This window comes from Burkholderia sp. PAMC 26561 (assembly GCF_001557535.2).
GTDB lineage: Bacteria > Pseudomonadota > Gammaproteobacteria > Burkholderiales > Burkholderiaceae > Caballeronia.
Genome location: NZ_CP014306.1, coordinates 1,121,765 through 1,148,019 on the forward strand (window position 1 = coordinate 1,121,765; position 26,255 = coordinate 1,148,019).

At 61.3% G+C, this 26,255-nt stretch carries 24 protein-coding genes, 1 tRNA gene and 1 pseudogene; 9 read left to right on the top strand and 17 right to left on the bottom strand.

All coding sequences use genetic code 11. From position 1 onward, the window contains the following. Nucleotides 1-37: 37 nt before the first annotated feature. The 5 genes from flgF to flgB are packed head-to-tail and all read right to left on the bottom strand — an operon-like array spanning nt 38 to nt 3,785. On the bottom strand, nt 38-793 hold the full coding sequence (flgF, locus tag AXG89_RS05365) for a flagellar basal-body rod protein FlgF (protein WP_062168368.1): 756 nt from the start codon (nt 791-793) through the stop codon (nt 38-40). Between the two features lie 47 nt (nt 794-840). Beyond that, complete coding sequence (flgE, locus tag AXG89_RS05370; protein WP_062000639.1) at nt 841-2,073, bottom strand: flagellar hook protein FlgE; 1,233 nt, start codon at nt 2,071-2,073, stop codon at nt 841-843. Nucleotides 2,074-2,097: 24 nt separating this feature from the next. Continuing rightward, nucleotides 2,098-2,829 carry a flagellar hook assembly protein FlgD gene (locus tag AXG89_RS05375; protein ID WP_062168370.1) on the bottom strand — a complete coding sequence of 244 codons (732 nt, stop codon included), beginning with the start codon at nt 2,827-2,829 and terminating at the stop codon, nt 2,098-2,100. Between the two features lie 10 nt (nt 2,830-2,839). Then, nucleotides 2,840-3,265, bottom strand: coding sequence for a flagellar basal body rod protein FlgC (gene flgC, locus AXG89_RS05380; RefSeq protein WP_056356433.1), 426 nt, complete (start codon nt 3,263-3,265; stop codon nt 2,840-2,842). A gap of 28 nt (nt 3,266-3,293) precedes the next feature. Further along, a complete protein-coding gene (flgB, locus tag AXG89_RS05385) occupies nt 3,294-3,785 on the bottom strand; it encodes a flagellar basal body rod protein FlgB (RefSeq protein WP_062001023.1) in 492 nt (163 codons plus the stop codon). Nucleotides 3,786-4,020: 235 nt separating this feature from the next. Here flgB and flgA point away from each other — a divergent pair, with 235 nt between their 5' ends. The 3 genes from flgA (at nt 4,021) to AXG89_RS05400 (ending at nt 6,563) form a co-directional block, all read left to right on the top strand. Beyond that, nucleotides 4,021-5,493 (top strand): flagellar basal body P-ring formation chaperone FlgA, encoded by a 1,473-nt coding sequence (flgA, locus tag AXG89_RS05390; protein WP_062168372.1) that lies wholly within the window; start codon nt 4,021-4,023, stop codon nt 5,491-5,493. A 189-nt stretch (nt 5,494-5,682) separates the two neighbouring features. Further along, nucleotides 5,683-6,021 (top strand): flagellar biosynthesis anti-sigma factor FlgM, encoded by a 339-nt coding sequence (flgM, locus tag AXG89_RS05395; protein WP_062000642.1) that lies wholly within the window; start codon nt 5,683-5,685, stop codon nt 6,019-6,021. A 98-nt stretch (nt 6,022-6,119) separates the two neighbouring features. Then, on the top strand, nt 6,120-6,563 hold the full coding sequence (locus AXG89_RS05400) for a flagella synthesis protein FlgN (protein ID WP_062000643.1): 444 nt from the start codon (nt 6,120-6,122) through the stop codon (nt 6,561-6,563). A gap of 38 nt (nt 6,564-6,601) precedes the next feature. Here AXG89_RS05400 and AXG89_RS05405 read toward each other — a convergent pair whose 3' ends face one another. Both AXG89_RS05405 and AXG89_RS05410 read right to left on the bottom strand, forming a co-directional pair. After that, the gene (locus AXG89_RS05405) at nt 6,602-6,886 is read right to left on the bottom strand and encodes a BrnA antitoxin family protein (RefSeq protein ID WP_062168374.1); all 285 of its coding nucleotides are present in this window, start codon (nt 6,884-6,886) and stop codon (nt 6,602-6,604) included. After that, a complete protein-coding gene (locus AXG89_RS05410; RefSeq protein WP_062000645.1) occupies nt 6,870-7,139 on the bottom strand; it encodes a BrnT family toxin in 270 nt (89 codons plus the stop codon). The genes AXG89_RS05405 and AXG89_RS05410 overlap by 17 nt, the downstream gene beginning before the upstream one ends. A gap of 184 nt (nt 7,140-7,323) precedes the next feature. On the opposite strand from AXG89_RS05410, the gene flhB reads away from it, so the two are divergent. Both flhB and flhA read left to right on the top strand, forming a co-directional pair. Beyond that, nucleotides 7,324-8,544, top strand: a complete 1,221-nt coding sequence (gene flhB / locus AXG89_RS05415) for a flagellar biosynthesis protein FlhB (RefSeq protein WP_062000646.1) — start codon at nt 7,324-7,326, stop codon at nt 8,542-8,544. Continuing rightward, nucleotides 8,541-10,643: a flagellar biosynthesis protein FlhA gene (gene flhA, locus AXG89_RS05420; RefSeq protein ID WP_062168376.1), complete on the top strand. Its 2,103-nt coding sequence runs from the start codon at nt 8,541-8,543 to the stop codon at nt 10,641-10,643. The genes flhB and flhA overlap by 4 nt, the downstream gene beginning before the upstream one ends. Before the next feature lie 1,123 nt (nt 10,644-11,766). On the opposite strand, the gene AXG89_RS44590 is transcribed toward flhA, so the two are convergent. From AXG89_RS44590 to AXG89_RS05455, 8 genes and pseudogenes are all read right to left on the bottom strand, one after another. Further along, nucleotides 11,767-12,282, bottom strand: a complete 516-nt coding sequence (locus AXG89_RS44590) for a cytosine permease (protein ID WP_442861743.1) — start codon at nt 12,280-12,282, stop codon at nt 11,767-11,769. Between the two features lie 73 nt (nt 12,283-12,355). After that, nucleotides 12,356-13,003: pseudogene (locus AXG89_RS44595) on the bottom strand (cytosine permease); the annotation flags it as partial. A 28-nt stretch (nt 13,004-13,031) separates the two neighbouring features. Next, complete coding sequence (locus tag AXG89_RS05430) at nt 13,032-13,430, bottom strand: allophanate hydrolase-related protein (RefSeq protein WP_062168378.1); 399 nt, start codon at nt 13,428-13,430, stop codon at nt 13,032-13,034. A gap of 61 nt (nt 13,431-13,491) precedes the next feature. Beyond that, nucleotides 13,492-14,451 (bottom strand): carbamate kinase, encoded by a 960-nt coding sequence (gene arcC, locus AXG89_RS05435; protein ID WP_062168379.1) that lies wholly within the window; start codon nt 14,449-14,451, stop codon nt 13,492-13,494. Between the two features lie 18 nt (nt 14,452-14,469). Next, a complete protein-coding gene (locus AXG89_RS05440; protein WP_236873376.1) occupies nt 14,470-15,876 on the bottom strand; it encodes a DUF1116 domain-containing protein in 1,407 nt (468 codons plus the stop codon). Nucleotides 15,877-15,883: 7 nt separating this feature from the next. Then, nucleotides 15,884-17,440, bottom strand: a complete 1,557-nt coding sequence (gene fdrA / locus AXG89_RS05445) for an acyl-CoA synthetase FdrA (RefSeq protein ID WP_062170299.1) — start codon at nt 17,438-17,440, stop codon at nt 15,884-15,886. A 133-nt stretch (nt 17,441-17,573) separates the two neighbouring features. After that, a complete protein-coding gene (locus tag AXG89_RS05450) occupies nt 17,574-18,461 on the bottom strand; it encodes a DUF2877 domain-containing protein (RefSeq protein WP_062168383.1) in 888 nt (295 codons plus the stop codon). Between the two features lie 29 nt (nt 18,462-18,490). Further along, nucleotides 18,491-19,159, bottom strand: coding sequence for a cysteine hydrolase family protein (locus AXG89_RS05455; protein ID WP_062168385.1), 669 nt, complete (start codon nt 19,157-19,159; stop codon nt 18,491-18,493). 534 nt (nt 19,160-19,693) lie between these two features. On the opposite strand from AXG89_RS05455, the gene flhF reads away from it, so the two are divergent. The 3 genes from flhF to AXG89_RS05470 are packed head-to-tail and all read left to right on the top strand — an operon-like array spanning nt 19,694 to nt 23,126. Next, nucleotides 19,694-21,436 carry a flagellar biosynthesis protein FlhF gene (gene flhF, locus AXG89_RS05460; protein ID WP_062168386.1) on the top strand — a complete coding sequence of 581 codons (1,743 nt, stop codon included), beginning with the start codon at nt 19,694-19,696 and terminating at the stop codon, nt 21,434-21,436. Beyond that, nucleotides 21,429-22,364 (top strand): MinD/ParA family ATP-binding protein, encoded by a 936-nt coding sequence (locus AXG89_RS05465; RefSeq protein WP_082771339.1) that lies wholly within the window; start codon nt 21,429-21,431, stop codon nt 22,362-22,364. Before flhF ends, AXG89_RS05465 begins: the two co-directional genes overlap by 8 nt. 30 nt (nt 22,365-22,394) lie before the next feature. Further along, a complete protein-coding gene (locus AXG89_RS05470; RefSeq protein WP_062168388.1) occupies nt 22,395-23,126 on the top strand; it encodes an RNA polymerase sigma factor FliA in 732 nt (243 codons plus the stop codon). A 30-nt stretch (nt 23,127-23,156) separates the two neighbouring features. On the opposite strand, the gene AXG89_RS05475 is transcribed toward AXG89_RS05470, so the two are convergent. Further along, nucleotides 23,157-24,251 carry a GGDEF domain-containing protein gene (locus tag AXG89_RS05475; RefSeq protein WP_062168390.1) on the bottom strand — a complete coding sequence of 365 codons (1,095 nt, stop codon included), beginning with the start codon at nt 24,249-24,251 and terminating at the stop codon, nt 23,157-23,159. A gap of 615 nt (nt 24,252-24,866) precedes the next feature. After that, nucleotides 24,867-24,942 (bottom strand) — tRNA-Arg (locus AXG89_RS05480). 324 nt (nt 24,943-25,266) lie between these two features. On the opposite strand from AXG89_RS05480, the gene AXG89_RS05485 reads away from it, so the two are divergent. Beyond that, nucleotides 25,267-26,169, top strand: a complete 903-nt coding sequence (locus AXG89_RS05485; protein WP_062168392.1) for a c-type cytochrome — start codon at nt 25,267-25,269, stop codon at nt 26,167-26,169. Nucleotides 26,170-26,255 lie beyond the last annotated feature (86 nt).

Here is a 26,255-nt window from a genome sequence, read left to right on the forward strand (position 1 = left end):
AACAAGCTAAGCAATATGAAAAACGATAAGCGGCGGATCAGCTGAAATCGAGTAGCTTGTTAGCCGACTGGTCCATCTGGTTCGCGGAATCGAGCATCTTGGTTTGCATCTGGAACTGGCGCGCGTTGGTGATCATGTCCACCATCGCGGAAACCGCATTCACGTTGCTGCCTTCAAGCGATGCCGGTGCGACCGTCACGGCCGGATCGGCGTCGGCGGGATTGCCGTCGGCGGTGTGGAACAAGCCATCGTCGCCACGCGCCAAGGTCGACGAATCCGGATTGACGAGCTTCAACTGATCGACGGCGGCAATAGCCGTCGCGCGATCGCCCGGCCCGATGGCGCTTACCGTGCCGTCCTTGCCGATGGTGACTTCAGCGCCCGGCGGCACCGAGATCGGACCGCCCGTGCCGATCACCGGCAGGTTGTTCGCCGTCACGATCTGGCCGTTCGCGTCCACATGCAGGTTGCCCGCGCGCGTGTAGGCTTCCGTGCCGTCCGCGGCCTGGACCGACAGCCAGCCCGGGCCCTGAATGGCGACATCGAGCGGATTGCCGGTTTGCTGGATCGGACCCGGCGTGTAGTCGGCGGTCGGCGTGGACGCCAGCACGAAAGTACGCGAACTCGGATCGCCGTTCGCGCTGCCTTCGAAGCTCATCGGCACCTGACGGAACGCGGAGAGCTGCGCCTTGAAGCCCGTCGTCGATGCGTTGGCGAGGTTGTTCGCCACCGTGCTCTGTTGTTCGAGCGACTGGGCGGCGCCGGTCATCGCGGTGTAGATCAGACGGTCCATGGATTGGCTCTCTCTCGCTTGTATGCTGCTTGTGGCGCTAGTGGTGCTTACAGGTTGATCAGCGTCTGATCGACCGTCTGCTGCGTCTTGATGGTCTGCGCGTTCGCCTGATAGTTGCGCTGCGCCGTGATCAGGTTCACGAGCTCGCTCGTCAGGTCCACGTTCGAGTTCTCCACCGCGCCGCCCTGCAGCGTGCCGTGGTTGGTCGCGCCCGGCACCGAGATCTGCGCCGCGCCCGATGCGCCCGTTTGCGCGTACACGTTGCCGCCGAGATCCTGCAGGCCGTTCTGGTTGGCAAAGTTGGCGAGCGCGATCTGACCGAGCGCCTGCGTGTTGCCGTTCGAGTAATTGCCGGTGAGCGTGCCGTCCGTGCCGACCGTGAAACCCGTCAGGCTCGCCGATGCCGCGCCGTCCTGCGAACTGGCCGTGACGCCGCTCGTGGCGCCGTATTGCGTCGTGCCGCTGAAGTCCATCGTCAGCGCTTGCGTGCCGCCGGAGACAGCGCCGTCGGGGATCGTGAAGTTGAACTTGCTCGTGCCGGTCATGTTGCCGGATGCATCGAAGGTGACCGTGCCGAGCTTGCCGTCGGTGCCGGGTCCCACGGCTGCCGGGGGCGTGCCGGTCGTGCCGTACGCAGTCCATGAGCCGGTATCGTTCTTGACGAAATACACGGCCACCTGATGCGTGCCGCCGAGCGAATCGTTGACGTTGATCGAGCTGGTTGCGCTGTAGGTGCTCGAATCCGTCGGGTCGAACGGGGTCGTCGTGCTCGAGATGTTGGCCGATTGCGAATTCAGGTTGAATCCGAACTTGACGTTCTTGGTCGCGACCGGCGGAATGTTGGCCGTCGATACCGTCAGCGGCACCGTCGCCGCGCTGTTCACGACGCCCGAGCTGTTCGCCGCATAACCCATCAGCAACAGGCCCGCCGAGTTGCCGATGGTGCCGTCCGCGTTCAGATGGAACACACCGTTGCGCGAATACACCGACGAGCCGTTGTTCGACATCTGGAAAAAGCCGTTGCCGTTGATGGCGACATCGAGCGCCTGGTTGGTCGACGTGATCGTGCCCTGGCCGAACTGCTGCTGCACTTCAGCCAGTTTCGTACCAATACCCACCTGGTTGTTCACCGCGGTCGCGACGGAGTTCGCATACATATCGGCGAATTGCGCCTGGCTTTGCTTGAAGCCAACCGTGTTCGCGTTGGCGATGTTGTTGCCGATCACATCCAGGTCGCTCGACGCGCCCGACAAACCCGATAAACCTTGTTGGTAACCCATGACGGTCTCCGCTTTTGAATTTGATTAGAGGATCGAGGCAACGCTGGTCAGGCCGACCGTCGTGCCGTTCGCGAGCCGGAGTCCGGCGGTTCCATCGGCTTGTTGCACCACGCTTTGAACCTGTGACGCCGACAGCACCGTGGCGGTCGCCGCCTTGCCGCTGATCGTGCCCGTCGCCGAGATGGTGTACGTGCCGTCGGGCAGCGTTGCGCCGTTCTTGTCGACCGGCGTCCAGCTCGAGAGCGGCACCACGCCCGCCGGCTGCGCGCCGAGGTCGAGCGTATTGACGATCTGGCCGGACGAGTTCTTGACGTTGACGGTGAGGTCGTCGAGCGCATTCGCCGTCTGCACGCCGAAGGCCGTCGACTTGCCGCTTGCCACCGTGACGCTGCTGCCAGGGGCCAGCACCGTCGAGCCGATCAGCAACGCGGCTTGCGTCGACTGCCCCGCCGACAACTGCCCAGCCAGCGACGTCAGCGACGTATTCAACTGGCCGATGCCCGACACCGTGCTGATCTGCGCGAGTTGCGATGTCATCTGCGAGCTGTCGGTCGGGTTCGTCGGGTCCTGGTTCTTCAACTGCGTGACGAGCAGCGTCAGAAAGGTGTTCTGCAGGTCGGACGGCGACGTGCCGCCGGTCGAGCTCGTCGAACTCGTCGAGCTTGTCGATGACGTGCTCGACGAGCCGTTCATGGTGTCCAGCAGCGTCTGGGACACGGTCGTCCCGTTGTTGCCGATCGTGGTGTTGGTAGTCACGGGGTTGTCCTCAGGTTCCGATCGTCAGGGTTTTAAGCATTAGCTGCTTGGCGGTATTAAGCGTTTCAACGTTCGCCTGATAAGAACGTGACGCCGAGATCATGTTGACCATTTCCTGCACCGGATCGACGTTCGGCATGGTCACGTAGCCGTCCGGGTTGGCCGCAGGATTGGTCGGGTCGTAGCTGGTTTTCATGGGCGTCGGATCATCGATCACGCCCGTGACCTGGACGCCGCCCACTTGCTGGCCGGAGGCCGTGCGCGCGCCGCCGAGCGGGTCGACCGCGAACACGACCTGCTTCGCCTTGTACGGCTGGCCGTCCGGGCCGGTCGTGCTGTCCGCGTTCGCCAGGTTCGACGCCGTCACGTTCAGGCGCTGCGCCTGAGCTGACATGGCCGAACCGGCTACGTTGAAAATGTTCATTAAAGAAGGCATGGCCTGTCCTCGTGGGGTTTTCTAACGCCTAGTTAGACGTAATGGCCGAGATCATTCCCTTGATCTGCGACGAGATCACCGTCATGCCGGCTTCGAAGTGCAGGGCGTTATCGGCGAATTGCACGCGCTCGGAGTCCATGTCGACCGTGTTCCCGTCCAGCGACGGCTGGCTCGGAATCCGGTAGGCGAGCTTGCCGTAGTCGTCGGTGCTGCCGCCGCTTGACGTCAGCGTCGACGAACCCGCCATATGTCCCGGCGATGTCACCGCCAACCCCGCACTCGTCGACACGCTCACGGGCTGCGCCATGCGCAACGTCGCGCTTCCTGATGCCGACGTACCCGACGCGTCACCCGTCTTTTTCAGCGCGCCGGCGAGGGCGCTGGAGAAATCGACGTCGCGCGCCTTGTAGCCGGGGGTATCGGCGTTCGCAATATTCGACGACAGCAGTTCCTGCCGATACGCCCGTACATCGAGCGCTTCGCGGCCAAACGCAAATTCCTGGTCGAGCTTGTCAAGCATCACGGTTCTCCTTCGGCTTTCCGGGTCTTCGGTCTCTGCGCTGCATGGCATCGAAGACTTTTTGGCATGAGACGAATCTTAGGAGCGGGACGCAAGATGCAATCAGACGAATAGCAGGGAAAGGCGGCCTCTATTCGACGGTTGCCTTTCGCCGCCAATATCTAGAATTCGTCTCGTAGGTTGATATCGGGTTGATATCGATCGGATTTATCTGGATTTGCCTGGGAGAAACGCAATGCACAGCTTCGCTGCGCCCGACCGTCAGACGGCCACGCGCCGCCCGCAGACGGACGGCTCGACGAGCGATACCGCGTGGCGGCTGAACGCCGTTGCGTGCGGGTTGGCGCTGGCGTTTGCCGCGATGCCCGCTCACGCACAGCAAAATGGCGGCGCCATCATGATCTCGGGCCCGGGCGAGACAAATCCGGCTGCGGTCGTCGCGATGGCAAAGAACGCCGGCATGAATGTGACTGCGGCGCCGGGCGCGCAGCAACAGCCCGTCGCGCAACCGATGGGAACACCGAGCCCGCGTGGTTACGCCCGCGCTGTGAACGGCGCCAACGCCGCCATGCGCGCCGCAGCGCTCGCCCTCGATGCCCGCGCCGACGCCGCCGATGCGTCTTCCTCTGCGGGCGATTCGAGCGGCATGATCGTGATCCCGGGGAATGGCGAGGCAAAACCCGCGCAACCCAGACTGGCGATGACGCCGAGCCAGAGCACGTCCCAAAGCACGTCCCCAAGCGCGCCGCAAGGCCTGCCAGCCAGCGGCATGATCGAGATTCCCGGCAACGGCGAACCGTCCGCGCACGCTGCTATTAGTAATAGTGCGGCGGCGCCCCGGCCGATCCAGAAGGTGGCGGTATCGGCGAGAGATGTGACGCCGGTGATCGTACAGGCCGACGATGCCGCGAAGCAGGACGCCGTGGTGCCGAACCGTATCGCCACGCGCGGTTTTCAGGCACGGCCGATTGCCGCCGCGCCTGCCGTGCCGGTTACGGGCGGGATGATGGCTGTATCGATGCGTCCGGCCGCGCCCATCCGCGCCCCGCTCGCACCCGCCGCCGCAACGCCTCAAGGCGCGCAGCCCTCGCAGGATGGCGACTCCATCCGTGCCGCCGCGCTTGCGTTCCTGCAGCAGGAAGCCGCCGGATTACCCGGCAAAGCCGATATCACCGTGACGCCCGTGTTCCCGCGGGGCCTCGCGCCCTGCTCCACGCTCGAACCATTCATGCCGCCAGGCGCGCGACTCTGGGGCCGCACCACAGTTGGCGTGCGCTGCACGGGCGAGCGGCCGTGGACGCTTTATCTGCAAGCGCGGGTCTCGCTGCAGGCAACTTACTATCTGGCCGCCCGCGCCATGGTGCCCGGCGAAGTGCTGAGCGCCGCCGACCTGACCGCCCGCGATGGCGACATTACGTCGATGCCGCAAGCCATCGTCACCGATCCGTCGCAGGCCATCGGCGCGGTGACCTTGTCGCGGATCGTCGCCGGCTTGCCGCTGCGCACCGACATGCTGCGCGGCGCCAGTTCAATCGCAATTGGATCGTCGGTGCATGTGGTGACGAGCGGCGCCGGGTTTTCGATATCCGCGGAAGGCAGCGCCATGAACAACGCCGCGCCTGGCCAGCAAGTTCGTGTGAAAACGGCTGGGGGACAGATCATTACGGGGATCGTGAAGGACAGTTCGACCGTCGAAGTCCAGTTGTAGAAGCCGGGCTTGAGCGGCTTATGTGGGGTAACCCTCACTTGTTGCACTTTGTTTCAATTAGCTGGAAGCCTTGTGGGATAAGGCGTTCCAGCCGATGTAACCCGGCAGCGGGTGGTCCGGCAGGCGCAAGGGGTTAAGTTTTTACACCGCTTCGCCGATAAAAGGATCACATCGTCAGGGAAGACCATCGTGAAAATCGATTCCAGCAACACCAGCCAGATCGCAGCATTGCAGGAAGCTGCGCAACAACGTGCGGCGCAAGCCGAATCGCAAACGCCGGGCACCACCAACGGACCTCAGGCCACCACCAGCGTCACGGGCGGCTCGAATTCCACGGTGAGCTTGTCGGCTTTGTCGACGGATTTGCGTACGTCGAGCAGCGCCGACATCGACACGGCGAAAGTCGCGGCGATCAAGGCATCGATCGCGGACGGCAGCTACAAGGCCGATTCGAGCAAGATCGCCGACGGCATCTTGTCCAGCGCGAGCGAGTTGTTGAAGACGCAATCCCCGCCGACCGGCGGCTGAGCACGACGTCGCTTTACAGGCGGCGACGCAGCGCCGGGCGGCTTTATTGACCTTGGCACCGCCATTTGGCGCGGGCCGGAGTTTTTAGCGAGTCGCCCATGAAAGACGCTTTGCTTGCCACTGTTACGGAAGAAATCGCCGCTGTAGAGGCGTTTGAATCGCTGCTTGCCTACGAAGAGAGGGCGCTCACGGCTGCATCGCCGCTTGAGACGCTGCCTTCGATCATCGAACAAAAGGTTGCGTTGACCGGGCAGATCGCCGTGCTCGAACGCCGGCGCGATGAGCAGCTCGGCGCGCTGGGCCTGGCCGCGGGGTTTGCGGGCATGGAACAAGCCGTTATTGGCGATGAAGCCTTGATTGCCCGCTGGCAGGAGTTGCTGGACGTGGCCGGGCGGGCGAAGCGCAGCAATAACAATAACGGCGTGCTGATCCGTACTCGCATGGAGTACAACCGGACGGCGCTGGCGGCGCTGACCATTGCGCCGGTGAAGTCAGCGTTTTATGGGCCGGATGGGCGGGTGCCGGGGGTACTGGGGCTTTAAAAGGGGCTTTAAAAAGCCTGGCGCAATCTCAAGAGCGATCAAGCCAGGCGATGGGTCTGCAACCAGTCGCGCAGCGCATCATTCATGCGTGTTTGCCAACCGTCGCCGGTCGCCTTGAACTTGTCCACGATGTCCGCATCGTAGCGAACAGTCAACTGAACCTTGGGTGTCTCGGCACGTGGCCGGCCGCGCGCACCCAGGCGCTTCATTTTCTTGAAGTCCTCCCCAGGAACTTCATAGGTATCCGGATCGGCGGCGATACCACGATTGATCGCTGCGTCTTCCTCGTCGGTCGGCATGATGATCTTAGGTTTGTTCGACATAGCTTTTCACCTCTCGCTTGTTCGCCTTACGCATGCTGATGATGTGCATTGCGTCGCCGCGCTGCGTGAAGACCACGCAATAAAGTCGTTCGCTGATCACCCCGAACCCGACTTCTCGCAACTCTTTATAGTCTCTGCGGGTGTCGACATAAAACATCACGTCCGACCACTCGAATTGTCTTGCCTGATCTAGCCCAACCCCATGCTTTTCCATGTTGCTGGCGCTCTTGGCGGCGTCAAATGTGATGTCCATTCGATTAATTGTAGTTACATTTAATCGGCAGCGCAAGTATCACTTGCAGCACGTCATCGCCCGAATTACCCCCCTTTCCCCGCCCTGATCAGCCAATGGTCACGGTCAGCTTTTCGCAATAATCGCTTCACTGGATCAGAAGCTCAGGTCTTCATCGAAGGCCGGCTGACCGGAGTGCAGCGACGTGGCAGAAGAAAGCGATCTCGAAAAGACCGAATCAGCAACTCCCAAGCGCCTCGATAAGGCGCGGGAGGAAGGTCAGGTCGCGCGCTCACGGGAACTGGCTTCGTTTGCGCTGTTATCGGCGGGATTCTTTGGCGTCTATGGCATGTCCGGGCCGATCAACCAGCATCTGCAGTCCATCCTGCGCGGCGCGCTCACGTTCAACCACAACACCGTACTCGATACCAACCAGATGCTGATCGGCGCAGCAGCAGCCGGCAAGGAAGGTTTCTTCGCCCTCTTTCCCGTGCTCGCGCTGACCGCACTCGCCGCCGTCATTGCGCCCATGGCGCTCGGCGGGTGGCTTCTCACCACCAAACCGCTCTCTCCGAACTTCGGCCGGCTTAATCCAATCAGCGGACTGGGCAAGATCTTCTCGTCGCAAGGGCCTATCGCGCTCGGCATGTCCATTCTGAAGACGCTGGTTGTCGGCGGGCTTGCCGGCTGGGCGATGTGGCATCGGAAAGAAGAAGTGCTCGGTCTCGTGACAAAGCCGCTGAGCCTCGCCCTCGCCGATGCCATGCACCTGATCGTGGTGTGCTGCGGCATGGCGATCGCGGGCTTGTTCCTGGTCGCCGCGCTCGATGTCCCCTACCAACTCTGGACGCATGCCAAGAAGCTGCGCATGAGCAAAGAGGAAGTGAAGCGTGAACATCGTGAAAGCGATGGCGATCCGCACGTCAAGGGACGCATTCGTGCGCAGCAACGTGCAGCCGCGCGCCGCCGGATGATGACGGCAATCCCCACGGCCGATGTGATCGTGACGAACCCGACGCACTTCGCCGTCGCGCTCAAATACGCCGATGGCGAAATGCGCGCACCGAAGGTCGTTGCGAAGGGTGTGAACCTCGTGGCGGCACGCATCCGCGAACTTGGGCGCGAGCACAACATTCCGCTGCTCGAAGCGCCGCCGCTCGCTCGCGCGCTTTATCACAACGTCGAGATCAATCGCGAAATTCCGGGCGCGCTTTACGGCGCGGTCGCGCAGGTTCTGGCATGGGTGTATCAGTTGCGCAAGTTCAAGGAAAACGGTGGCGAGCGGCCGGACGAACCGGACAACCTCGAGGTTCCCCCGGAACTCGATAAAGGCAGCGTCCCCGAATCCGAAGCCGATCAGGAAGCTGCAGAAGCGCTGGCTGAAGAAGCCGCTAAAAACGAATCAGTCAAAGGAAGCAAAGCATGAACGCGCGCGCCGGATTTTTCTCGAAGCGTCCTGAGGCGTTGGGAACGCAGAACTTGAGGGCGCTGGCCGGGCCGGTGCTGATCTGCATGATCCTCGGCATGATGATCTTGCCGTTGCCGGCGTTCCTGCTCGACTTGCTGTTCACGTTCAACATCGCGCTTTCCGTGATGGTGCTGCTTGTCAGCATGTACACGCAAAAGCCGCTCGACTTCGCCGCGTTCCCTGCGGTGCTGCTGTTCTCCACGTTGCTGCGGTTGTCGCTGAACGTGGCATCGACGCGAATCGTGTTGCTGGAAGGCCATACCGGTCCCGATGCCGCCGGCCAGGTCATCGAATCGTTCGGCCACTTCCTCGTGGGCGGCAACTTCGCGGTCGGTATCGTCGTGTTCGTGATCCTGATGATCATCAACTTCATGGTGATCACCAAGGGTGCGGGACGGATTGCGGAAGTCGGCGCGCGCTTCACGCTCGATGCAATGCCGGGCAAGCAGATGGCAATCGATGCCGACCTGAACGCCGGCCTCATCAACGAAGATCAGGCGCGCAAACGCCGCGTGCAGGTCGCGCAAGAAGCCGAGTTCTACGGTTCGATGGACGGCGCGAGCAAGTTCGTTCGCGGCGATGCAATCGCCGGTTTGCTGATCATGGTGATCAATATCGTGGGCGGGTTGATCGTCGGGATGTTGCAGCACGACATGGACTTCGCGCACGCCGCCACCAACTACACGCTGCTGACCATCGGCGATGGTCTCGTCGCGCAGATTCCGTCACTGATCATTTCGACGGCCGCCGGCGTGATCGTGTCGCGCGTAGCGACCGAAGAAGACATTGGTACGCAATTGACCGGGCAGTTGTTCAGCAACCCGCGCGTGCTGATGATCACGGGCGTGATCATCGGGGTCATGGGGTTGATTCCGGGCATGCCGCATTTCGCGTTCTTGCTGCTTGGCGGCGGTCTTGTCTATGCCGCACGCACGATGAACCAGCGCGCCCAGGCGAAGAAGAAAGCGGACGCCGTGACCGAACTCGTGGCGCCCGCCGCCGCACCGGTCGAGAACAGCGAAGCGAGCTGGGACGACGTCGCGATGATCGACCCGCTTGGGCTTGAAGTGGGGTATCGGCTGATTCCGCTCGTCGACCGCAATACCGATGGCGAGTTGCTCAAGCGCATCAAGGGCATCCGGAAGAAATTCGCGCAGGAAATCGGCTTTTTGCCGCCGGTGATTCATATCCGCGACAACCTGGAATTGCGGCCGAACGGGTATCGGATTGCGTTGAAAGGCGTGGAAGTCGGCGTAGGCGAAGCGTTCCCTGGCCAGTGGCTCGCAATCAATCCGGGTCAGGTCACGGCCACGCTGCCGGGCAGTCCGACGCAAGACCCGGCGTTCGGCTTGCCGGCTGTCTGGATCGATACGAATTTGCGTGAGCAGGCGCAGGTCTACGGCTATACGGTCGTCGATGCCAGCACGGTTGTCGCCACGCATTTGAATCATCTGGTCGTGACGCACGCCGCCGAGTTGCTCGGGCGTCAGGAAGTTCAGGCGTTGCTGGAACGCGTTGGCAAGGACACGCCGACGCTGATCGAAGATCTGGTGCCGAAGGTCATGGCGCTGACCACGCTGCAAAAGGTGCTGCAGAACTTGCTGGATGAAGGCGTGCCGATTCGCGACATGCGCACGATCGTCGATGCGCTTCAGGAACACGCCCCCAAGATCTCCGATGCTCACGATCTGACCGCCGCCGTGCGTCTTGCGCTTGGCCGCGCGATTACGCAGCAGTGGTATCCGGGGAGTGGCGAATTGCAGGTGATGGGGCTGGACCCGGCGCTTGAGCGGGTGTTGTCGCAGGCTTTATCGACGGGGGCGAATCCGGGGCTGGAGCCGGGATTGGCACAGACGCTTTTGAATTCGACGCAGAACGCGATCATGAGACAGCAGAATATCGGGTTGCCGCCGGTGCTACTTGTGCAGCATTCTCTGCGGGCGATGCTTGCGCGGTTCCTGCGCAGGAGCTTGCCGCAGTTGAAGGTGTTGTCGTATGCGGAGGTGCCGGATACGCGGGGGATCAAGGTGGTGAATTTGATTGGAGCGCAGGGGTAGGGCGGGCGGGGGCGCTGGCGCTGGGGGAGGGTTTGGAGGGGTCGGGGGCGGGGTTGGGGTCGGGGTTGGGGTCGGGGTCAGTGCTGGGTTGCTGCTTTTTAGGTCTTCGCGCGTTCCGTTCTAGCTGATTTCTTTAGCACTGTTAGCCACTGTCCGTGGCGGGACTTCATTTCTTTTTCCAACGGCGAAAAAGAAACGAAGCAAAGAAAACGCCTTCCAACCGCAAATTCTTAAGTGTCCCGAGCGTGCAGTGACAACTGTTTGGTACTTCACAAGAACGCTCGACGCCATAACCACCAACACTTGAACCCCTCCCCCTCCGTCAACAGATACCCACACGCTTCGCCACCAGTAACTGTGGCAGTCAATACGGAAACCTGGCCCAAGTAAACAACGGGTTGAGCACGTGACGGCGCTACAGCATCTTGAACTTGCCGAGACTTTGCCGCCGGTGGTCCCAGGCTCGCGCGGGCAAAACGGAACCAGTACAGCCAGCCCCTCCATTTGGGCGCCAGGGCGCGCAGCGCGGAAGCCTGGTTAACGGATTCCCACACTGGTGGCGAAGCGTGTGGGTTGCCGTTGACGGAGGGGGAGGGTTTCAAGTGTTCTTAAGTCCGGCGTCGAGCGTTCTTGTGAAGTACCAAACAGTTGTACGTGCACGCTCGGGACACTTAAGAACTAGCGGTTGAGAGGCGTTTTCTTTGCTTCATTTCTTTTTCGCCGTTGGAAAAAGAAATGAAGTCCCGCCACGGACAGTGGCTAACAGTGCTAAAGAAATCAGCCAAAACAAACCGCGCGAAGACCTAAAAAGCAACAACCCGGCACCAACCCCGACCGCAAGGAACGGTACCCAAGCGCCAGCGCAAAACCCGTGAAATGAAGTGCCGCCACGCACAGTGGCTAACAGTGCTAAAAAGATCAGCCAAGACGAAACTCACGAAGACCTAAAAAGCAACAACCCGGCACCAGCCCCGACCGCAAAGAACGGTACCCAAGCGCCAGCGCAAAACCCGTGAAATGAAGTGCCGCCACGCACAGTGGCTAACAGTGCTAAGAAATCAACCAAAACAAACCGCGCGGTAGCCTCAAGAGCACCAACCCAAGACCAACCCCGACCGCCAGGTCACCCCGCCGCCAACGCCCCCCTCGAAAACCGGCTAAAAGCCGCATAACACGCGCAAGCGACCAAAATAGAATCAACCGAAGGAATACTCGTGAACGTAAACACGTCCTTCACAGTCAAAAACCCGACCATCGATCCGATGATCCACGCAACAAACGTCATCACCTTGATCTGCGGTTCGGCCACAAGCACCTTCTCGTCATACCCATTGCGCCGATAAAGCAAAAAATCCGCGATATAAATCCCCGCCACCGGCGGCGTCGCAATTCCAAGAAACAGCAGAAACGGGATGAACCATCCCATGATATCCATGCTCCCCACGATCACCGCAAGAACGCCCAGCGCAACGGTGATCTGCCGCTTGGGAAACCGCGTGAACAAGGTCGATACAACCAGCGTCCCCTGAAACATATTCCCTGCATTGCCCGTTACAGTAGCAAAAATCAGCAGCAATGCAGCCGGAAGGACGGCCCCGAACACGGCCATCGACCCGAGCAACGAACTCTGCCCTGTCATTTCCGCTCGGCGTCGCGCCCGCCCAGTACAACAGCGGATACGCAATCAGAAATGTCATCCCCGCACCAATAATCGCGTGCTTGCGGTCATGCACGAAGCTGCCGAAGTCCGGCAACGTGGCGACCAGCACGATGATCGTGCCAACAACCGTCGATACGGCCACGCCCGTATTCATCTCCGCAAGCCGCACGGGAACCTCGGCCGATCCATGCGCCGCGACGTAAAGACAATACGCAAGCATCAACGCAATGACGGGTACCGCGAACTGCGCGACCTTGCCCAGTAACTCGAAGCCAAACGCGGTCGCGGCGACGAAAATCACGCATCCGATGGCAACCAGAATCGGCACCGGAAGGTTGATCCCGTGTTGCGCCAGGAGGTCATGCACGGAATGCCCGAACATGTTGGCCGTGACGGCAATCCACCCGAACAGGCTGACGGCAAGAAGAATGTTGATCGCAATCGCGCCTTTCTCGCCGAACGGGTACTTCACGATTCCATACGTCGGCATGCGCGCTTTCTCACCCACGCAAATGGTGATGATCGACAGGATGGTCAAGATGATGCTGCCGAGCACCACGACCTTGATCAACGCCGAGCTGGACAACTGACTCCCCAGACTCGACGATGAAAGCAGAACCGGCGTCACCGCAATGCCCAGCAAAATCATGGCAATGCGATGTCCGGGCGCGGTATTCGAACGTTCGCTAGTTTCACGCATACAAATAGTCCTTGAAAGTCTCGTTCGCTCACGCGGAATAGAAATGGCCGGTGTAGGCGCGCCAGCTTCCGTGCGACGTGATTTCCTTCTGGTTTTCAACAAGCCACGGTTCGGCAAGAACGCCGAGTACTTGAGTGCCGTCACGCAATGTGACCTTGCCAATCGCCAATCCCGACGGCTCGCTCAGCAACAGACCGGCGAACGAAACCAGCGGCAACGCCCAGATCTCGAGCGCGACAGACGTGCCGCCAGCCGCGACGCGGATCATTCCCGGATGACGATCGCCGATACTCCATAGCCGGTAGTGCGCATCGGTATGGTCCTCGCGAAGGAAGACGCCCTGCGCGGCGATCATGTTCTTGTTCAATTCCAGTCCGCGCATCAGCGTGCCGTTGACGGCAAGCAGGGTGGTTTCCATAATCGACATGCCTTTATCGTTCGTTAATAAATCTGGATTGCTAAATAATCAGTACGTAAGTTACGAAAACCTATTGCGTGATCCATGTACCGGTTTTCTGGTCGAGCGCGCGACGAATCGCTTCAGGGCTCGTAATCAGGCCCTTGCCGTTTCCGCCGTTCGCGCGGCTATGCGTCACGAACCGCATGATTGCTTCGATCTTCGGCAACATGCTGCCCGCGCCGAATTGATCCTGCGCGATCAGGATCTTCGCTTCGGCAAGGCTCAACGTATCGAGCCAGCGCTGTTCCGGTTTGCCGAAGTTGATCGCGACCTGTTCAACGCCCGTGGGAATCAACAGCAAGTCGGCGCCGAGTTGCTCGGCGAGCAGCGCGGAAGCCAGGTCTTTATCAATAACCGCTTCCACGCCCGAGATCTGCTGCCTGTCATCCACCACGACGGGTATGCCGCCGCCACCGCACGCAATCACAATGCAACCCTGCGCCAGCAACGAGGCAATCACCTCGCGCTCCATGATTTCGAGCGGCTGCGGCGAAGCGACAGTTCTGCGCCAGCCGCGCCCCGCGTCCTCCATCAGCGTCCACCCGAGTTCCTGCTGGCGCCTGCGCGCGGTGTTTTCATCGAAAAAAGCGCCGATGGGTTTGGCCGGATTACGGAACGCCGGATCGTCGCGGCTCACGCGCGTTTGCGTCACAACAGTGACCACGCGACGATCGATTCCGCGTCGTCGCAACTCATTGCTCAACGCCTTCTGGAACATATAGCCGATAGCGCCCTGCGTGTCGCCGACCGCATAGTCGAGCGGAACGGGACGAACTTCGTCGGCGGCAAGTTCCGAGCGCCGCAAGATGAAGCCGACCTGCGGCCCGTTGCCGTGGGTGAGCACCAGGTCCCAGCCTGCCTCGATCATTTCGGCGATGTGTCCCGCGCTCTCGATCACAGCTTCATATTGATCAGGAATACTATTGTGTTCATCGTCGCGGATCAGCGCATTCCCGCCAACCGCGACGATCGCCAGAGGCTTCGTCATGGTGTGTTCCAGTGTGGATTAAACGTATTCGGCCAGCGCGCGAATGGCATCGATGAACCCCGGCATCGGCGCCGTGGTAATCCCCGCGCCGATCTGCCCGACACCCGCCTGCTTGTGCGCAATGCCTGTGTTGATGATCGGCAGGATGCCGCGATCGACGACCTTGCGTGCATCGATACCCGCGGCCGTCGGCGCGAAATTCAGCGCCGGCAGCGTGAACGCCGGATTCCCGCCGAGGGTGATCGCCTGCATCCGGCGGCTGTTATTGGTGGCATCGGCCGGTGTTCCGCCCACGAACTTGACGATAGCCGGCGACGACGCCATCGCGAATCCGCCGACACCTGCTGTCTCCGTAATGGCGCTGTCGCCGAGATCGGCCGCCGCGTCGTCCACGCCGTATCCGGGGAAGAACAGCCCTTCCACCGGATTGGCCGGCGCCTGGAACCAGCGGTCGCCGGTGCCCGACATCTGGATGCCGAAGTTCACGCCGTTGCGCGCCATGACGGTGATCATGGAACTGAAGGGAACGTTGTGGGCGGCGTCCATCATCGCCTTGCAGGCCGCCATGGACAGGTTCAGGAAGAAGTGATCATTCCCCACGATAAACGCCGTCACGCGCTGGATCGTGTCGATGGGCAAGCCGCTGGACAGCAGCGCGGGGATCAGGCGCTTGATGAGCAACCCAGTGGCGGCGGCATTGCGGTTATGCACTTCGTCGCCCATATGCAGGGCTTGCGCCATTATCGGCTTGAGTTCGACTTCGCCGAGCACCTTCAGCGCGGCCTTCAATGCAGGCGCGAGTTCGTCCTTCATCCAGTGAAGACGGTCGAGTACTTCGCCGTTGTTCGCACCGAAGCGCAGCACCTTGCCGAGCCCTTCGTTGAAGTTGCTGAATGTGCGCCGGCCGTTCGTCTTGTTCTCGATCACCCACAGCGGCATCGACGGGCTGATGATGCCGGCCATGGGACCCACCGCCTGATAGTGATGGCACGGCTCGAAGCGGATCGCGCCGTCCTGCGCCATTTTTTCGGCGGCTTCATGCGTCGCGGCCCATCCTTCGAACAAGATCGCGCCGATGATCGCGCCCTTGACCGGCCCGCACATGTTCGGCCAGTCGATGGGCGGCCCCGCATGCAAGATGAGCTTCTTTTGCGACATCGCGCTGATCGCGGTCGACGCGATCATCACATCCACCAGAACGGGTTGCGCCGCGATGTATCGGTGGAACGCCTGCTCGTTTGCCTGCTCGACCAGCGGATGGCGGATCAGCGACGCAAGGGCGAGCCCCGCTTCGACATCGCCGAGTGCGGGCGGTTGCCACGTCAGGTTGATCACATCGCCGCCGGCGAGCGCGAGGTTATCGGCGAAACTGGCCAGGCCCGCGTTGACCACATGGAGTGGCTGTTGAAATAGCGTATTCATCATGGTTCCGTTATTTTTGCGCCTGGATTTGAGCAATGTGGGATGCCCAGAGGGCAGCCTGCGCGTTGCACCCGGCGACCAGCACGCGGGCTTCGCGCAAGATGTCGACCTGGCGGCTGCGGACTTGCGGATCGGCCTGCGTGCCGCAAACGTGCGAGATCAGAACCGGCAGATCGCGGCCGGCCGCCTGAAGGCGCGCATGTTCGATGAGCGCGAGCAACTCGGTTGCGGGGTCCATCGACGCGCCGTAGCCGAGTACCAGGTCGAAGAGGACGACTGCGGTTTGCGCATCGTTCAGTTCGGCGAGGACGCGCTGGTTGCGCAGCGTCGGATCGATCATCGGGTGCGGACGGCCGCGCGTGAAATCGTCGTCGCCCATGTCGACGAGCGTGTGAGCAAAGCTGTGCCAGATATCGTCGAGCTTTTTGTTCTGTGCAACGGGCGTATTCGATGACGCCTCGAACCCGCGTTCGCGCAACAGCAACTGGCTCTCATAGCAGAACGTGCCGCCCGCGAACACGCCGCGAACGAAGCGGCGGATGGGCGGCATGGTGCGGCTGTATTCATCGAGACGCTTGGCGTCCGGCGCGGCCACCGCGGCAACCGATTCCGGCAGCGCGGTGCCCGCCAGCAGCGCGACGGCGTAGCCGGCCGCGTCGGCCAAAGTGTGCGCGGGCGTGATGCCGAACACGTTCATCTCGCTGGCTTTCGCCCCGAGGAAGTTCACGACAACCGGTTTGCCCGCCGCCCGTGCACGCGTCAGGATTTTCTCCGCCACCGCCGGTGCGGGCGGCTTGGAGATCAGCACGATTACCTTCGTGTCCGGGTCCTGGGCGAGCGCGTCGAGACCGTACAACATGGAGATGCCGCCGATCGCTTCGTGAAGGTCGTGGCCGCCGGTCCCGAGCGCCTGGGAAATCCCGGCGCCCAACTGATCGATACGGCTGGTCACTTCCTGCAGCCCCGTCCCTGATGCCGCAACCACGCCGATCGCCCCGCGCCGGACCACGTTTGCAAAACCAAGCGGCATGCCGTTGATGATCGCCGTGCCGCAATCCGGTCCCATTACCAGCAGGTTTTTATCGCGGGCGAGGGTCTTGATTTCACGTTCGTGCTCAAGGCTGACGTTGTCGCTGAAAAGCATCACCGACATGCCCAGATGCAGCGCCTTGGTCGCCTCCGCCGCGGCGTAGTCGCCGGGCACCGAAATCAGCGCGAGGTTCGATGCTTTCTCCTGCTCCGCCGCCATTTCCAGGCTCACGAGCGGCGGCGGCCGGATGCCGTCGCCGCCCGATTCCTGCGGCTTCGCGGAGAGCGCTTCTTCGGCTAGCGTGAGGGCAGCGTCACAGGCTGTATCGCCGCCACGCACGGCGATGACCAGATCATTCGGACCCGCCTTGACACCGTCGTCGAGATTCGCGTCGCGCAATTGCGCAAGGTTCGTCTCTGTTCCCATCGCGACCGATGCCTGCTCGATATCCGGCAACGCGCTGATGCGGGCCGAGATCTGCATCAGGGAGACGGAGTCCTGATACATGTTCCTGAAAACCTTCGTTCTTATGCTCATTTCCAATTCCGATTCCGGTGATCGTTGCACCCGATGCTCTAAAAGCGCCCGAATGCGGGCCTGGCGAATCCGGCGTTGCATACGCCGAATGCCATCGAACTGACGAACAGTGATTCGCTGGATCCTGGTCCGATCAGCGGGTTTCTTCTTGCGCTACCGTTTGAAGTGACCTGATTCCATGCAGGAAACCTCCGAGACAATCCACGCCAGAAGACGCGCCGAACTCCATGACCTTGTTTGCGGCAGTCGCGATATCCGATACCGGTGATCCGCGAATCAAAATACTGATCAAATGGTCGATGGGTTCCGAATAATGTCCCTTGAGCCCTAGCGTCAAATAATGCCGGCTAATGCTCGTAGTCCGATGCAACATGCTTTTGATCGCCAACTTCAACAGTTTCAAATGCGCGGCGATATTTTCAATATATTGCCAAGGCCGTAATGCGGCGAGATAACCTAAAAGATAATCATCGCCATCGGGCGTAAGTCCCGTGCCGAAGCCGATCAACTCGGCCACGGCTGCGTCGAGCGCAAGCTTTTCGTCCGCGACATTCAGGCGCGGCGCGCGTCCGTCCAGTGGCCAGCCTGGCAGCAACTGCAAATTGCTTCGCACCTCGCGCTGCCGGCAGTAAGTGATGAGCTGGCTGGCGAGCGCCGGATAGACACCGAGAAAGGCATCGAGAGAACACGCGTCCCGCTTCTTTTCCGGAGCAGGTCGCCAGCACGGCGCCCGGCTAAGATCGGCCCGCCAGCGCGCGGCGCGCAGCACGTTGCCCTCGAGCACGACGGGCTCGCGCGGACGCGACTGATGACGCCAGTCCCACCCCGGCGGCGTGACGATCCGGATAGCCGTCGGCAAGTTCTGGAAACGCGGGCTGAGCAAGGTCAGCAACTCCCCGCTCGCCGATGAAAGATTCAACGCATGCTGGAAGTGGCTGTGCACCCAGAACCGCCGCGTCTCGCGCGGACCGTGCTCGGCAAGGTAGCCGACTGAAGACACTTCAAACGTGAGGAGCGCCATGGTCCGGTGCCTGGGAAGTCAGTTGAGGATCAGCCGCGCAAACCGTCGATCACTGCCGTCGCGTCGCTCACCCAGCCAAAGATCGCGCCCTGCGCCTTGATCATTTCCAGCGCCGATTTCTGGAATTCGGGAAAATACGATCCAACGCAATCGGCCGGGATGATGCATTCGTACCCGCGATCATTGGCTTCGCGAACCGTGGTCGTCACGCAGACTTCAGTGGTGACGCCGCACACGATCAGCGTCTTGATCCCATGGTTTTGCAGGATCAATTGCAGGTCGGTTTCATAAAACGCGCCCTTGCCGGGTTTGTCGATGATGGGTTCGCCGATCGCCGGATACAGCTCCGGAATGATGTCGTGACCCGCTTCGCCGCGCACGAGGATGCGGCCCATGGGTCCGTCCGTACCAATGAATTGCTTGCCGCCGCGCGTGAGTTTGGCCGGCGGACAATCCGCCAGATCCGCACGATGCCCTTCGCGCGTGTGAATGATCAGGAGCTGAGCGTCCCGTGCGGCCTTCAACAATTTCCTGCATGGCTCGATGGCCGTGCGCACGAGCGATACGTCATTGCCCAGCGCTTCGCCGAATCCGCCCGGCTCAACAAAATCACGTTGCATGTCGATGATGACCAACGCCGTCGTTGCCGGATTGAATGGCAATGCGAATGGCTCTGCCTGAAACGATTTTTGTGGCATTTCAATCTTCCTTGATTAATGTCAGGACGCGAAATATTCAGTTGGTTCTTGCCGGCATCGTGAATAACCTGTCGATTTATTATATGGAGGTTCTTTCCATCGCACGAAAGAAATTTCGATGCATTTATAGATTATTCATTATCCAAGAAGGTTAACTCATACGTTTCTGATTTTTAATAAAACCATTATCACGAATGGACTCCGTGCCTATTGCGTTCGGATAAATCGGTGAGCGACATAATGGCGCGGCGCGTGAATCAGAACACACCATCGCACGCCGAAATTTTCCTGGCAGCCCGGCAAGACACGTTCATTCCTCTGATGTTTGAGCTTTGCATCCCGCACATCGCCGGGGTCCCCGCCGAACCCTCGAATTACCCCGCTTTCCCGGCTCTTATCAGCCGATGGCATTGCGGCGACCCACGCAATAATTCACTCACTGGATAACGGCACGTCGCCTGGGCGCAAGACTCAAGCAACCTAGACCGTTCAACCGCAATAAAACAGCGTGGGCGCAAGCTCAACGGGGGTCAAATGAACATCCGCAAATTCATCGGTGCTACGAGTCGCGACGCGTTTCGTCTCGTGCGCGAGGCACTGGGTCCGGATGCGGTGGTCCTGTCGAACCGGGTGACGGAAGATGGCAGCGTCGAAATCGTGGCCGTGGCCGACGGCGATCTCGCGAAGATTTCCCCGAAAGCGGCTGCGCAGCAACGTGAACTGAAGCTGAGAGAAGCGCCGGTGAGCACGAGCGCTCCCACAGCGCATCACGCTTCTAACCCCTACGCCAGCGGCGATGTCTTCTCGTCCGTGTTCGGTGCAAATCCGGAACCGCTCGACGCACTCGACGATAACGAACCCGCGCCCGAAGCCGAGCCGTTGCCGCGCCGCATGCGCGCAGCGCAAGAAGATTCATCGCGCACCATGGCCGAATCAAACCCTTGGCTGATCGAACATGCGCGACGTGTTGCGCAGACAGTTACCGAAGGCCTGCCGCAGCGTTCGATGAGTGCATCGGCGGCGATTGCCAAGGGACTCGGAAGTCCCGTTACCGTCGTGCCGCAGGAAGCGCATCAACCCGCCGACGCGCCCGAATGGACGCGCGAAGCCGCCCAGCTCGCAGCCCGCCGCGCCGAAAACAAGCTCGCGCAGCGCCAAGCCGCTGCAATGCCGATGCCAATGCCGGCGCAAACCCCGGAGCCCGCCGTCAGCACGATTCAGGAAGGTGCGTTTGCGGGATTGCCGGCGTCGGCGGCCGCGGCCGTGACCGAAGCCATCCGCGCCCGCATGGAACAGGTCGTCAACGACACCGTCATGCACGAACTCTCGTCCATGCGCGGCATGATGGAAGAGCATTTCGCCGGCTTGCTGTGGGGCGACCGCCAGCGCCGCAGCCCGAACCACGCCGCGCTCACCAAGCGCCTGTTCGCCGCCGGTTTCTCGGCGCAGCTCGTGCGCATGCTGATCGACAACATGCCGGAGATCGAACACGCGGAAGCGTCGATGCAATGGGTCCAGCAAGTCCTGGAAAACAACCTGCCCGTGATGGACAGCGAAGAATCGATGATGAACCGCGGCGGCGTTTTTGCGCTGATGGGCCCGACGGGCGTCGGCAAGACGACCACCACCGCCAAGCTCGCCGCGCGCTGCGTGATGCGCTTCGGCGCAAGCAAGGTCGCGCTGCTGACCACCGACAGCTACCGGATCGGCGCGCATGAACAACTGCGTATCTTCGGCAAGATTCTGGGGGTATCGGTGCATGCGGTGAAGGACGCGGCCGACCTGCAACTCGCACTGTCCGAACTGCGCAACAAGCACATCGTCCTGATCGATACGATCGGCATGAGCCAGCGCGACCGCACGGTGTCCGATCACATTGCAATGCTGTGCGGCGCCGGCCTCCCGGTGCAACGTCTGCTGTTGCTCAACGCAACCAGCCACGGCGACACGCTGAACGAAGTCGTGCAGGCCTACCAGAGCACGCCCGATCAACCGCCGCTCGCGGGCTGCATTTTGACCAAGCTCGATGAAGCCACGAACCTGGGCGGCGTGATCGATACCGTGATCCGCTACAAGCTGCCGGTGCATTACGTATCGACCGGACAGAAGGTCCCGGAGAACCTGTATGTCGCGACCAAGCGCTTCCTGATCAAAAGCGCGTTCTGCATTCCGCGCGACGGCTCGCCATTCGTGCCGCAAGACGACGACGTGCCGCCGCTCCTCTCCGCGCTCTCCGCGCGCGCTTCCACCGAACTGCATGAGGTTCACTTTGGATAAGTTCGTGTCCGATCAGGCTGAAGGCTTGCGCCGTCTGCTGACGCGCAACAGCTCGCGAGTGGTGGCCGTGTGTGGCGCGCCGGCGGGCGGAATAGGCGGTACGGGAAATACATCGACGGTCGTCAACCTCGCTGCCGCGCTTGCTGCGCAAGGCAAGGACGTGCTGGTGATCGATGAACGGCAGAACGCTTTGTCGGCGAGCCGGTTGGCCAACGTACCGTCCACGGGCGCACTTGGCGCCGTGCTGGGCGGCAAGCGCTTCTTGCAGGACGCGGTCACGCGCACCCCGTTCGGCTTTTCGATGATCGCCGCGCCCCGCGACGAACGCATCAGCCACGACGCCGCGCATTACCGGGTTTTGCTGGATGGACCCGCTGATATCGTTCTCATCGACACACAACCGGATCGTAGCGGCGCGTTGTCCACGCTCGCCGCGCAAGCGCACGACTTCGTGATCGTCACACGCGTGGCTCCCGCCGCGATCACCGAGGCGTATGCATGCATCAAGCGCCTGCATTACGCGCACGCCATCTCGCGCTTCCGGATCGTGGTCAACCACGTGAAGAACGCCGCCGATGCGCAAATCGCCTTCGATAACCTCGCCGGTGTCGCCAGCCGCTACCTTGCCGTGCAGCTCATGCCGGCCGGTTGCGTGGCGGAAGATCCGCGCGTGGCGAGGGCGCATGAACTGTCGCGCTGCGCAGTCGAAGCATTTCCGACGACCGCCGCCGCCCGCGATTACCGCCACATCGCGGCCGACCTGCAGTATTGGCCGATGCCAGAAAGTTCGCACTTCGAATGGCCGGCGCAAGCCGTCCATAGGGAAACGCCACGCAATATCGAGCGTTCGATCAACCCGGGAGCGACCTCGCGCCGCACCGAAACAACGTCGCCGGAGTTCGCAATGCGCAGCCCGGCGTCGGTGTGACGAAGCAAAGAAGGAACAAAGGTGAATGCGATGTATAACGCCCAGGGAAAACTGTCACAAGCCGAGGTCCTGACCCGCTACGCGCCGCTCGTGCGCCGGCTGGGTCTGCAACTGGTCGCGAAAATGCCGGCCAGTGTGGATCTCGACGATCTGATCCAGGCAGGCATGATCGGTCTGCTCGACGCCGCCAGCCGCTACAAGGAAGACCAGGGCGCGCAGTTCGAGACATACGCGAGCCAGCGGATTCGTGGCGCAATGCTCGACGAACTGCGCGCCAACGACTGGCTGCCGCGCAGCATGCGCAAGACGTCGCGCGAGGTCGAATCGGCGGTACACAAGGTCGAGCAGCACCTTGGCCGGTCGGCGAGCGAACAGGAAGTCGCCGAGCACCTCAACATGCCGCTCGACGAATACCAGACCATGCTGCAGGATCTGCACGGCAGCCAGTTGATCTATTACGAAGACTTCGACCGGTCATCGGATGACGAACCATTCCTCGATCGTTATTGCGTCGATAAAGCCGATCCGTTGTCCGCATTGCTCGACGGCAGTTTGCGTTCCGCGCTGGTCGAAGCCATCGACAAACTGCCCGAGCGCGAAAAGCTGCTGATGAGCCTCTATTACGAGAAGGGCTTGAATCTGCGTGAAATCGGCGCAGTGATGGAAGTCAGCGAATCGCGCGTGTGCCAGTTGCATAGCCAGGCGGTTGCGCGGTTGCGCGCGAAGTTGCGCGAACAGGCCTGGTCGGGCGTGGAGGCTTGACGGTTCGGGAGCGGCTTTTTCTGAGCCGCTTCAAGAAGGTTCGAAGTCCGCGCCTTCGGCAAACACCGTTCGGCCTTTACCAAGCGCTTTCGCCCGGTACATTGCACGATCCGCCGCGCGCATCAGCACGGCGATATCGGTGTAGATGGGTTTCAGGTCTGGCGAGATCAGGCATGCGCCAATACTCGCCGATACATTCACCACCCGGTCCTGCACCGACGTCATTTCCGCCAGCACCGCGTGAATTCCGTTCGCGACCGTATGCACCGCGTGGCTGCCCGTCACGTGACGCGCGAGGACCACGAATTCGTCGCCGCCGAGACGCGCGACCGTATCGGTGGTCCGCACACGGCGTAACAGCGAATCAGCAAAGGTTCGCAGCACGACGTCGCCGACTTCGTGGCCGTAGGTATCGTTGACTTCCTTGAAGCCATCGAGATCGATCAGCAACAACGCCGTCGCGCCTTCCTGTCCCGTCGATATCGCCGTCACCGCCCGTCCGATGGTTTGTTCCAGTGCGTACCGGTTGCTCAATCCGGTGAGCGGATCGGTGCCTGCCCGGAGCGCGAGATCGCGGTTCGCGCTGCCGAGCCGGCCGATCAGAACACTCAGATACACCGATGCCGCCAGCACACTCAAGCCAATGCCAAGCGCCGCCGGCCGGTTGAGACGCCACCATGGCTGAAGCATGGATAGCGCGACGATTCCGGCCAGTGCCGTAACGCACGACAACGCCAGCGTCCGCTTCCCATAACGCCCTCCTGCGCCGATCAGGAACAGGAAAATGGCCCAGAGCATAGGCAGCGCGAGCGGGCCGCCGGCGGCAAGAATCAGGGCGAGGAGCGCCTGATCCGCGATCGTGGTGATGGCAAGACGCACGTCCGAATGACGCGGCATCCCGCCGATGATCACCCGGCTGGCCACGCCATAAACCAGATACAGCGCCAGCACGCGAAAGCATGCGGTCGCCGCAGGAGAAGGATCGAACCACGCGAACGCGCCATATGCCACGGCCGCGAGTCCGCCGAGTGCGACTCGGAGCGTTGCCTGCTCCCTTTCCGGATCGCGATGCGGAGACCAGACATAGCCGCGCGGCCGCTGCACGGGGTCATGCAAATGCCCCATCCTGTGTCCCTTTTTTTATGGTTTAGTGGTTTAAACCGACGTTTTCTACAGTGGCTGCGTAGTGCGCAACCGCAATCCTACTGCGTTGATGCGCGCTATATGCAAAGGGAAATTGGGGTGCGGATGGAGGGTGGATGGGATTTTGGGCGGGAGTATATGGGTCAATGGCGGGGGGCTCTGGTTTCGGCCTGGTTGGATGGTCGAGGGTTGTTAAACGGGTCGCGTTTCTGCGAAGCGTGGAGGCGAGTTTTGCCTTGCCCGGCGGACGCGCCTACTTAACTACGCACGTTTTCCTCAATCCGATGCAGGAAATGGTTTATTCCTCTGGCACCTTCAACTGCCGATGCGATATCGGACGTCGATTCACTGACGGAATCTATGGTCCGCTCTCCCGTGTCCTTACGACCAATTGGATTTTGATCAGAAAGCGTGGGCGACAGGAAAGCCAATCCAGCAGAGCGAAATCAAGGGAGGCCCATCTAAGCGAAGCGCGGCATTTGCGAATGACCCGCGACGACAGTCGACACCAACGCTTCTGCGCTGGCGGCACTAAAAATGCGTTTGGAGCTGAATGTGATCCTGGAATGACCAGGAAACTCGATTTGCGCTAAATCTTGGTGCGCCCGGCTGGGATCGAACCAGCAACCCCTGCCTTCGGAGGGCAGTACTCTATCCATTGAGCTACGGGCGCATATGAGCAAGGGGCACCGCGTTCCATATACAAAATCATGGAGGCAGGACCGCTGCGAGTCCGAAACAATACCTGTTTTCGTCCGATTCGTCCATCGTAAGGGTTCGAAGGCTCAACGCCCGTCCATCGCAACACCCATGCAAAAACCCCGAAAATCCGGGTTAACACGCGCTGCGACAAGCCTTTGCGGGTACGCCGCCACGTAAACGTTCCGTCTATAATCGACCGTGCTGGCGAAAACGTTTAAAAGTATTCGAGAGATCTACCCCTGCTGTCACGCTGTCGCTGGACCGACTCACAAATAAAAAGGGAGACGAGACGAGCATGAGTGAAGCACCCCACGGAGTCCCGATCAAAACGCCAGGCCAACTCATCGCGGCAATCGTCGCCGGGTTCGCCATTCCGATCGTCGTGATCGTCCTGCTGGCCGTCTACGTCAACAACACGACCCGTACCGGCGCGGGCACCGATTCCCTGTCGGACGCCGCTGTCGCCGAGCGTATCGCCCCGGTCGCGCAAGTCGATATCCGCGACGCCAACGCCCCGCGCGTCTACAAATCCGGCGAGCAGGTATTCAAGGCGGTCTGCACGACCTGTCACACGGCCGGTGTTGCCGGCGCGCCGAAGTTCGGCAACGCGGGCGACTGGGCGCCGCGCATTGCGGAAGGCTACGACACGTTGCTTCACAACGCGCTCAACGGCAAGGGCGGCATGCCCGCTCGCGGTGGCACGAGTCCCGACGACTATAGCGACTTCGAAATCGCCCGCGCAGTCGTCTACATGGCCAACGATGGCGGCGCAAAATTCGCCGAACCCGCGCAACCTGCGCCTGGCGCGGCGGCGGGGGCATCGGCGGCGGCAGCTCCGGCGAGCGGTGCGGCGGCTGGCGCAACCGATAACGCTCAAGCCGCGGCAGCAGTCGCCGCCCTGGCAAACGTCCCGCAAGCGAGCTCGGCCCCGGCTGCAGGTTCGCAAAGCGCGGATGCATCGCAGGCCGGGAAGGCGCTGTACACGCAAGTCTGCCAGGCGTGTCACGCGGCGGGCGTGCTTGGCGCACCGAAATTCGGCGATAAAGACGCCTGGGCCGCGCGCCTGAAAGAGCCGATGGACACCGTCTACGGCTATGCGCTGCACGGCAAGGGTGCAATGCCGGCCAAAGGTGGATCGAATGCGCCCGATGCCGACGTTAAGGCCGCCGTCGATTACATGGTGGCGGCGTCGAAGTAGTCGTTTCAGCTTCTGCCAATAAAAGCCGTGCGCAAACACTGCTCCGTACTACAAAGGTTTTGATTTGAGCTAGTTACCGCTGAGAC

Coding starts and splice junctions, on each gene's coding strand:
- flhA (WP_062168376.1), top strand. CDS start 8,541: ATGAACGCGCGCGCCGGATTTTTCTCGAAGCGTCCTGAGGCGTTGGGA.
- AXG89_RS05410 (WP_062000645.1), bottom strand. CDS start 7,139: ATGGACATCACATTTGACGCCGCCAAGAGCGCCAGCAACATGGAAAAG.
- AXG89_RS05485 (WP_062168392.1), top strand. CDS start 25,267: ATGAGTGAAGCACCCCACGGAGTCCCGATCAAAACGCCAGGCCAACTC.
- flhF (WP_062168386.1), top strand. CDS start 19,694: ATGAACATCCGCAAATTCATCGGTGCTACGAGTCGCGACGCGTTTCGT.
- AXG89_RS05450 (WP_062168383.1), bottom strand. CDS start 18,461: ATGGCGCTCCTCACGTTTGAAGTGTCTTCAGTCGGCTACCTTGCCGAG.
- AXG89_RS05400 (WP_062000643.1), top strand. CDS start 6,120: ATGAAAGACGCTTTGCTTGCCACTGTTACGGAAGAAATCGCCGCTGTA.
- fdrA (WP_062170299.1), bottom strand. CDS start 17,440: ATGAGCATAAGAACGAAGGTTTTCAGGAACATGTATCAGGACTCCGTC.
- flgF (WP_062168368.1), bottom strand. CDS start 793: ATGGACCGTCTGATCTACACCGCGATGACCGGCGCCGCCCAGTCGCTC.
- AXG89_RS05405 (WP_062168374.1), bottom strand. CDS start 6,886: ATGTCGAACAAACCTAAGATCATCATGCCGACCGACGAGGAAGACGCA.
- AXG89_RS05440 (WP_236873376.1), bottom strand. CDS start 15,876: ATGATGAATACGCTATTTCAACAGCCACTCCATGTGGTCAACGCGGGC.
- flgA (WP_062168372.1), top strand. CDS start 4,021: ATGCACAGCTTCGCTGCGCCCGACCGTCAGACGGCCACGCGCCGCCCG.
- AXG89_RS05470 (WP_062168388.1), top strand. CDS start 22,395: ATGTATAACGCCCAGGGAAAACTGTCACAAGCCGAGGTCCTGACCCGC.
- AXG89_RS05475 (WP_062168390.1), bottom strand. CDS start 24,251: ATGGGGCATTTGCATGACCCCGTGCAGCGGCCGCGCGGCTATGTCTGG.
- AXG89_RS05430 (WP_062168378.1), bottom strand. CDS start 13,430: ATGTCGATTATGGAAACCACCCTGCTTGCCGTCAACGGCACGCTGATG.
- arcC (WP_062168379.1), bottom strand. CDS start 14,451: ATGACGAAGCCTCTGGCGATCGTCGCGGTTGGCGGGAATGCGCTGATC.
- flgE (WP_062000639.1), bottom strand. CDS start 2,073: ATGGGTTACCAACAAGGTTTATCGGGTTTGTCGGGCGCGTCGAGCGAC.
- AXG89_RS05455 (WP_062168385.1), bottom strand. CDS start 19,159: ATGCCACAAAAATCGTTTCAGGCAGAGCCATTCGCATTGCCATTCAAT.
- flgB (WP_062001023.1), bottom strand. CDS start 3,785: ATGCTTGACAAGCTCGACCAGGAATTTGCGTTTGGCCGCGAAGCGCTC.
- AXG89_RS44590 (WP_442861743.1), bottom strand. CDS start 12,282: ATGACAGGGCAGAGTTCGTTGCTCGGGTCGATGGCCGTGTTCGGGGCC.
- flgC (WP_056356433.1), bottom strand. CDS start 3,265: ATGCCTTCTTTAATGAACATTTTCAACGTAGCCGGTTCGGCCATGTCA.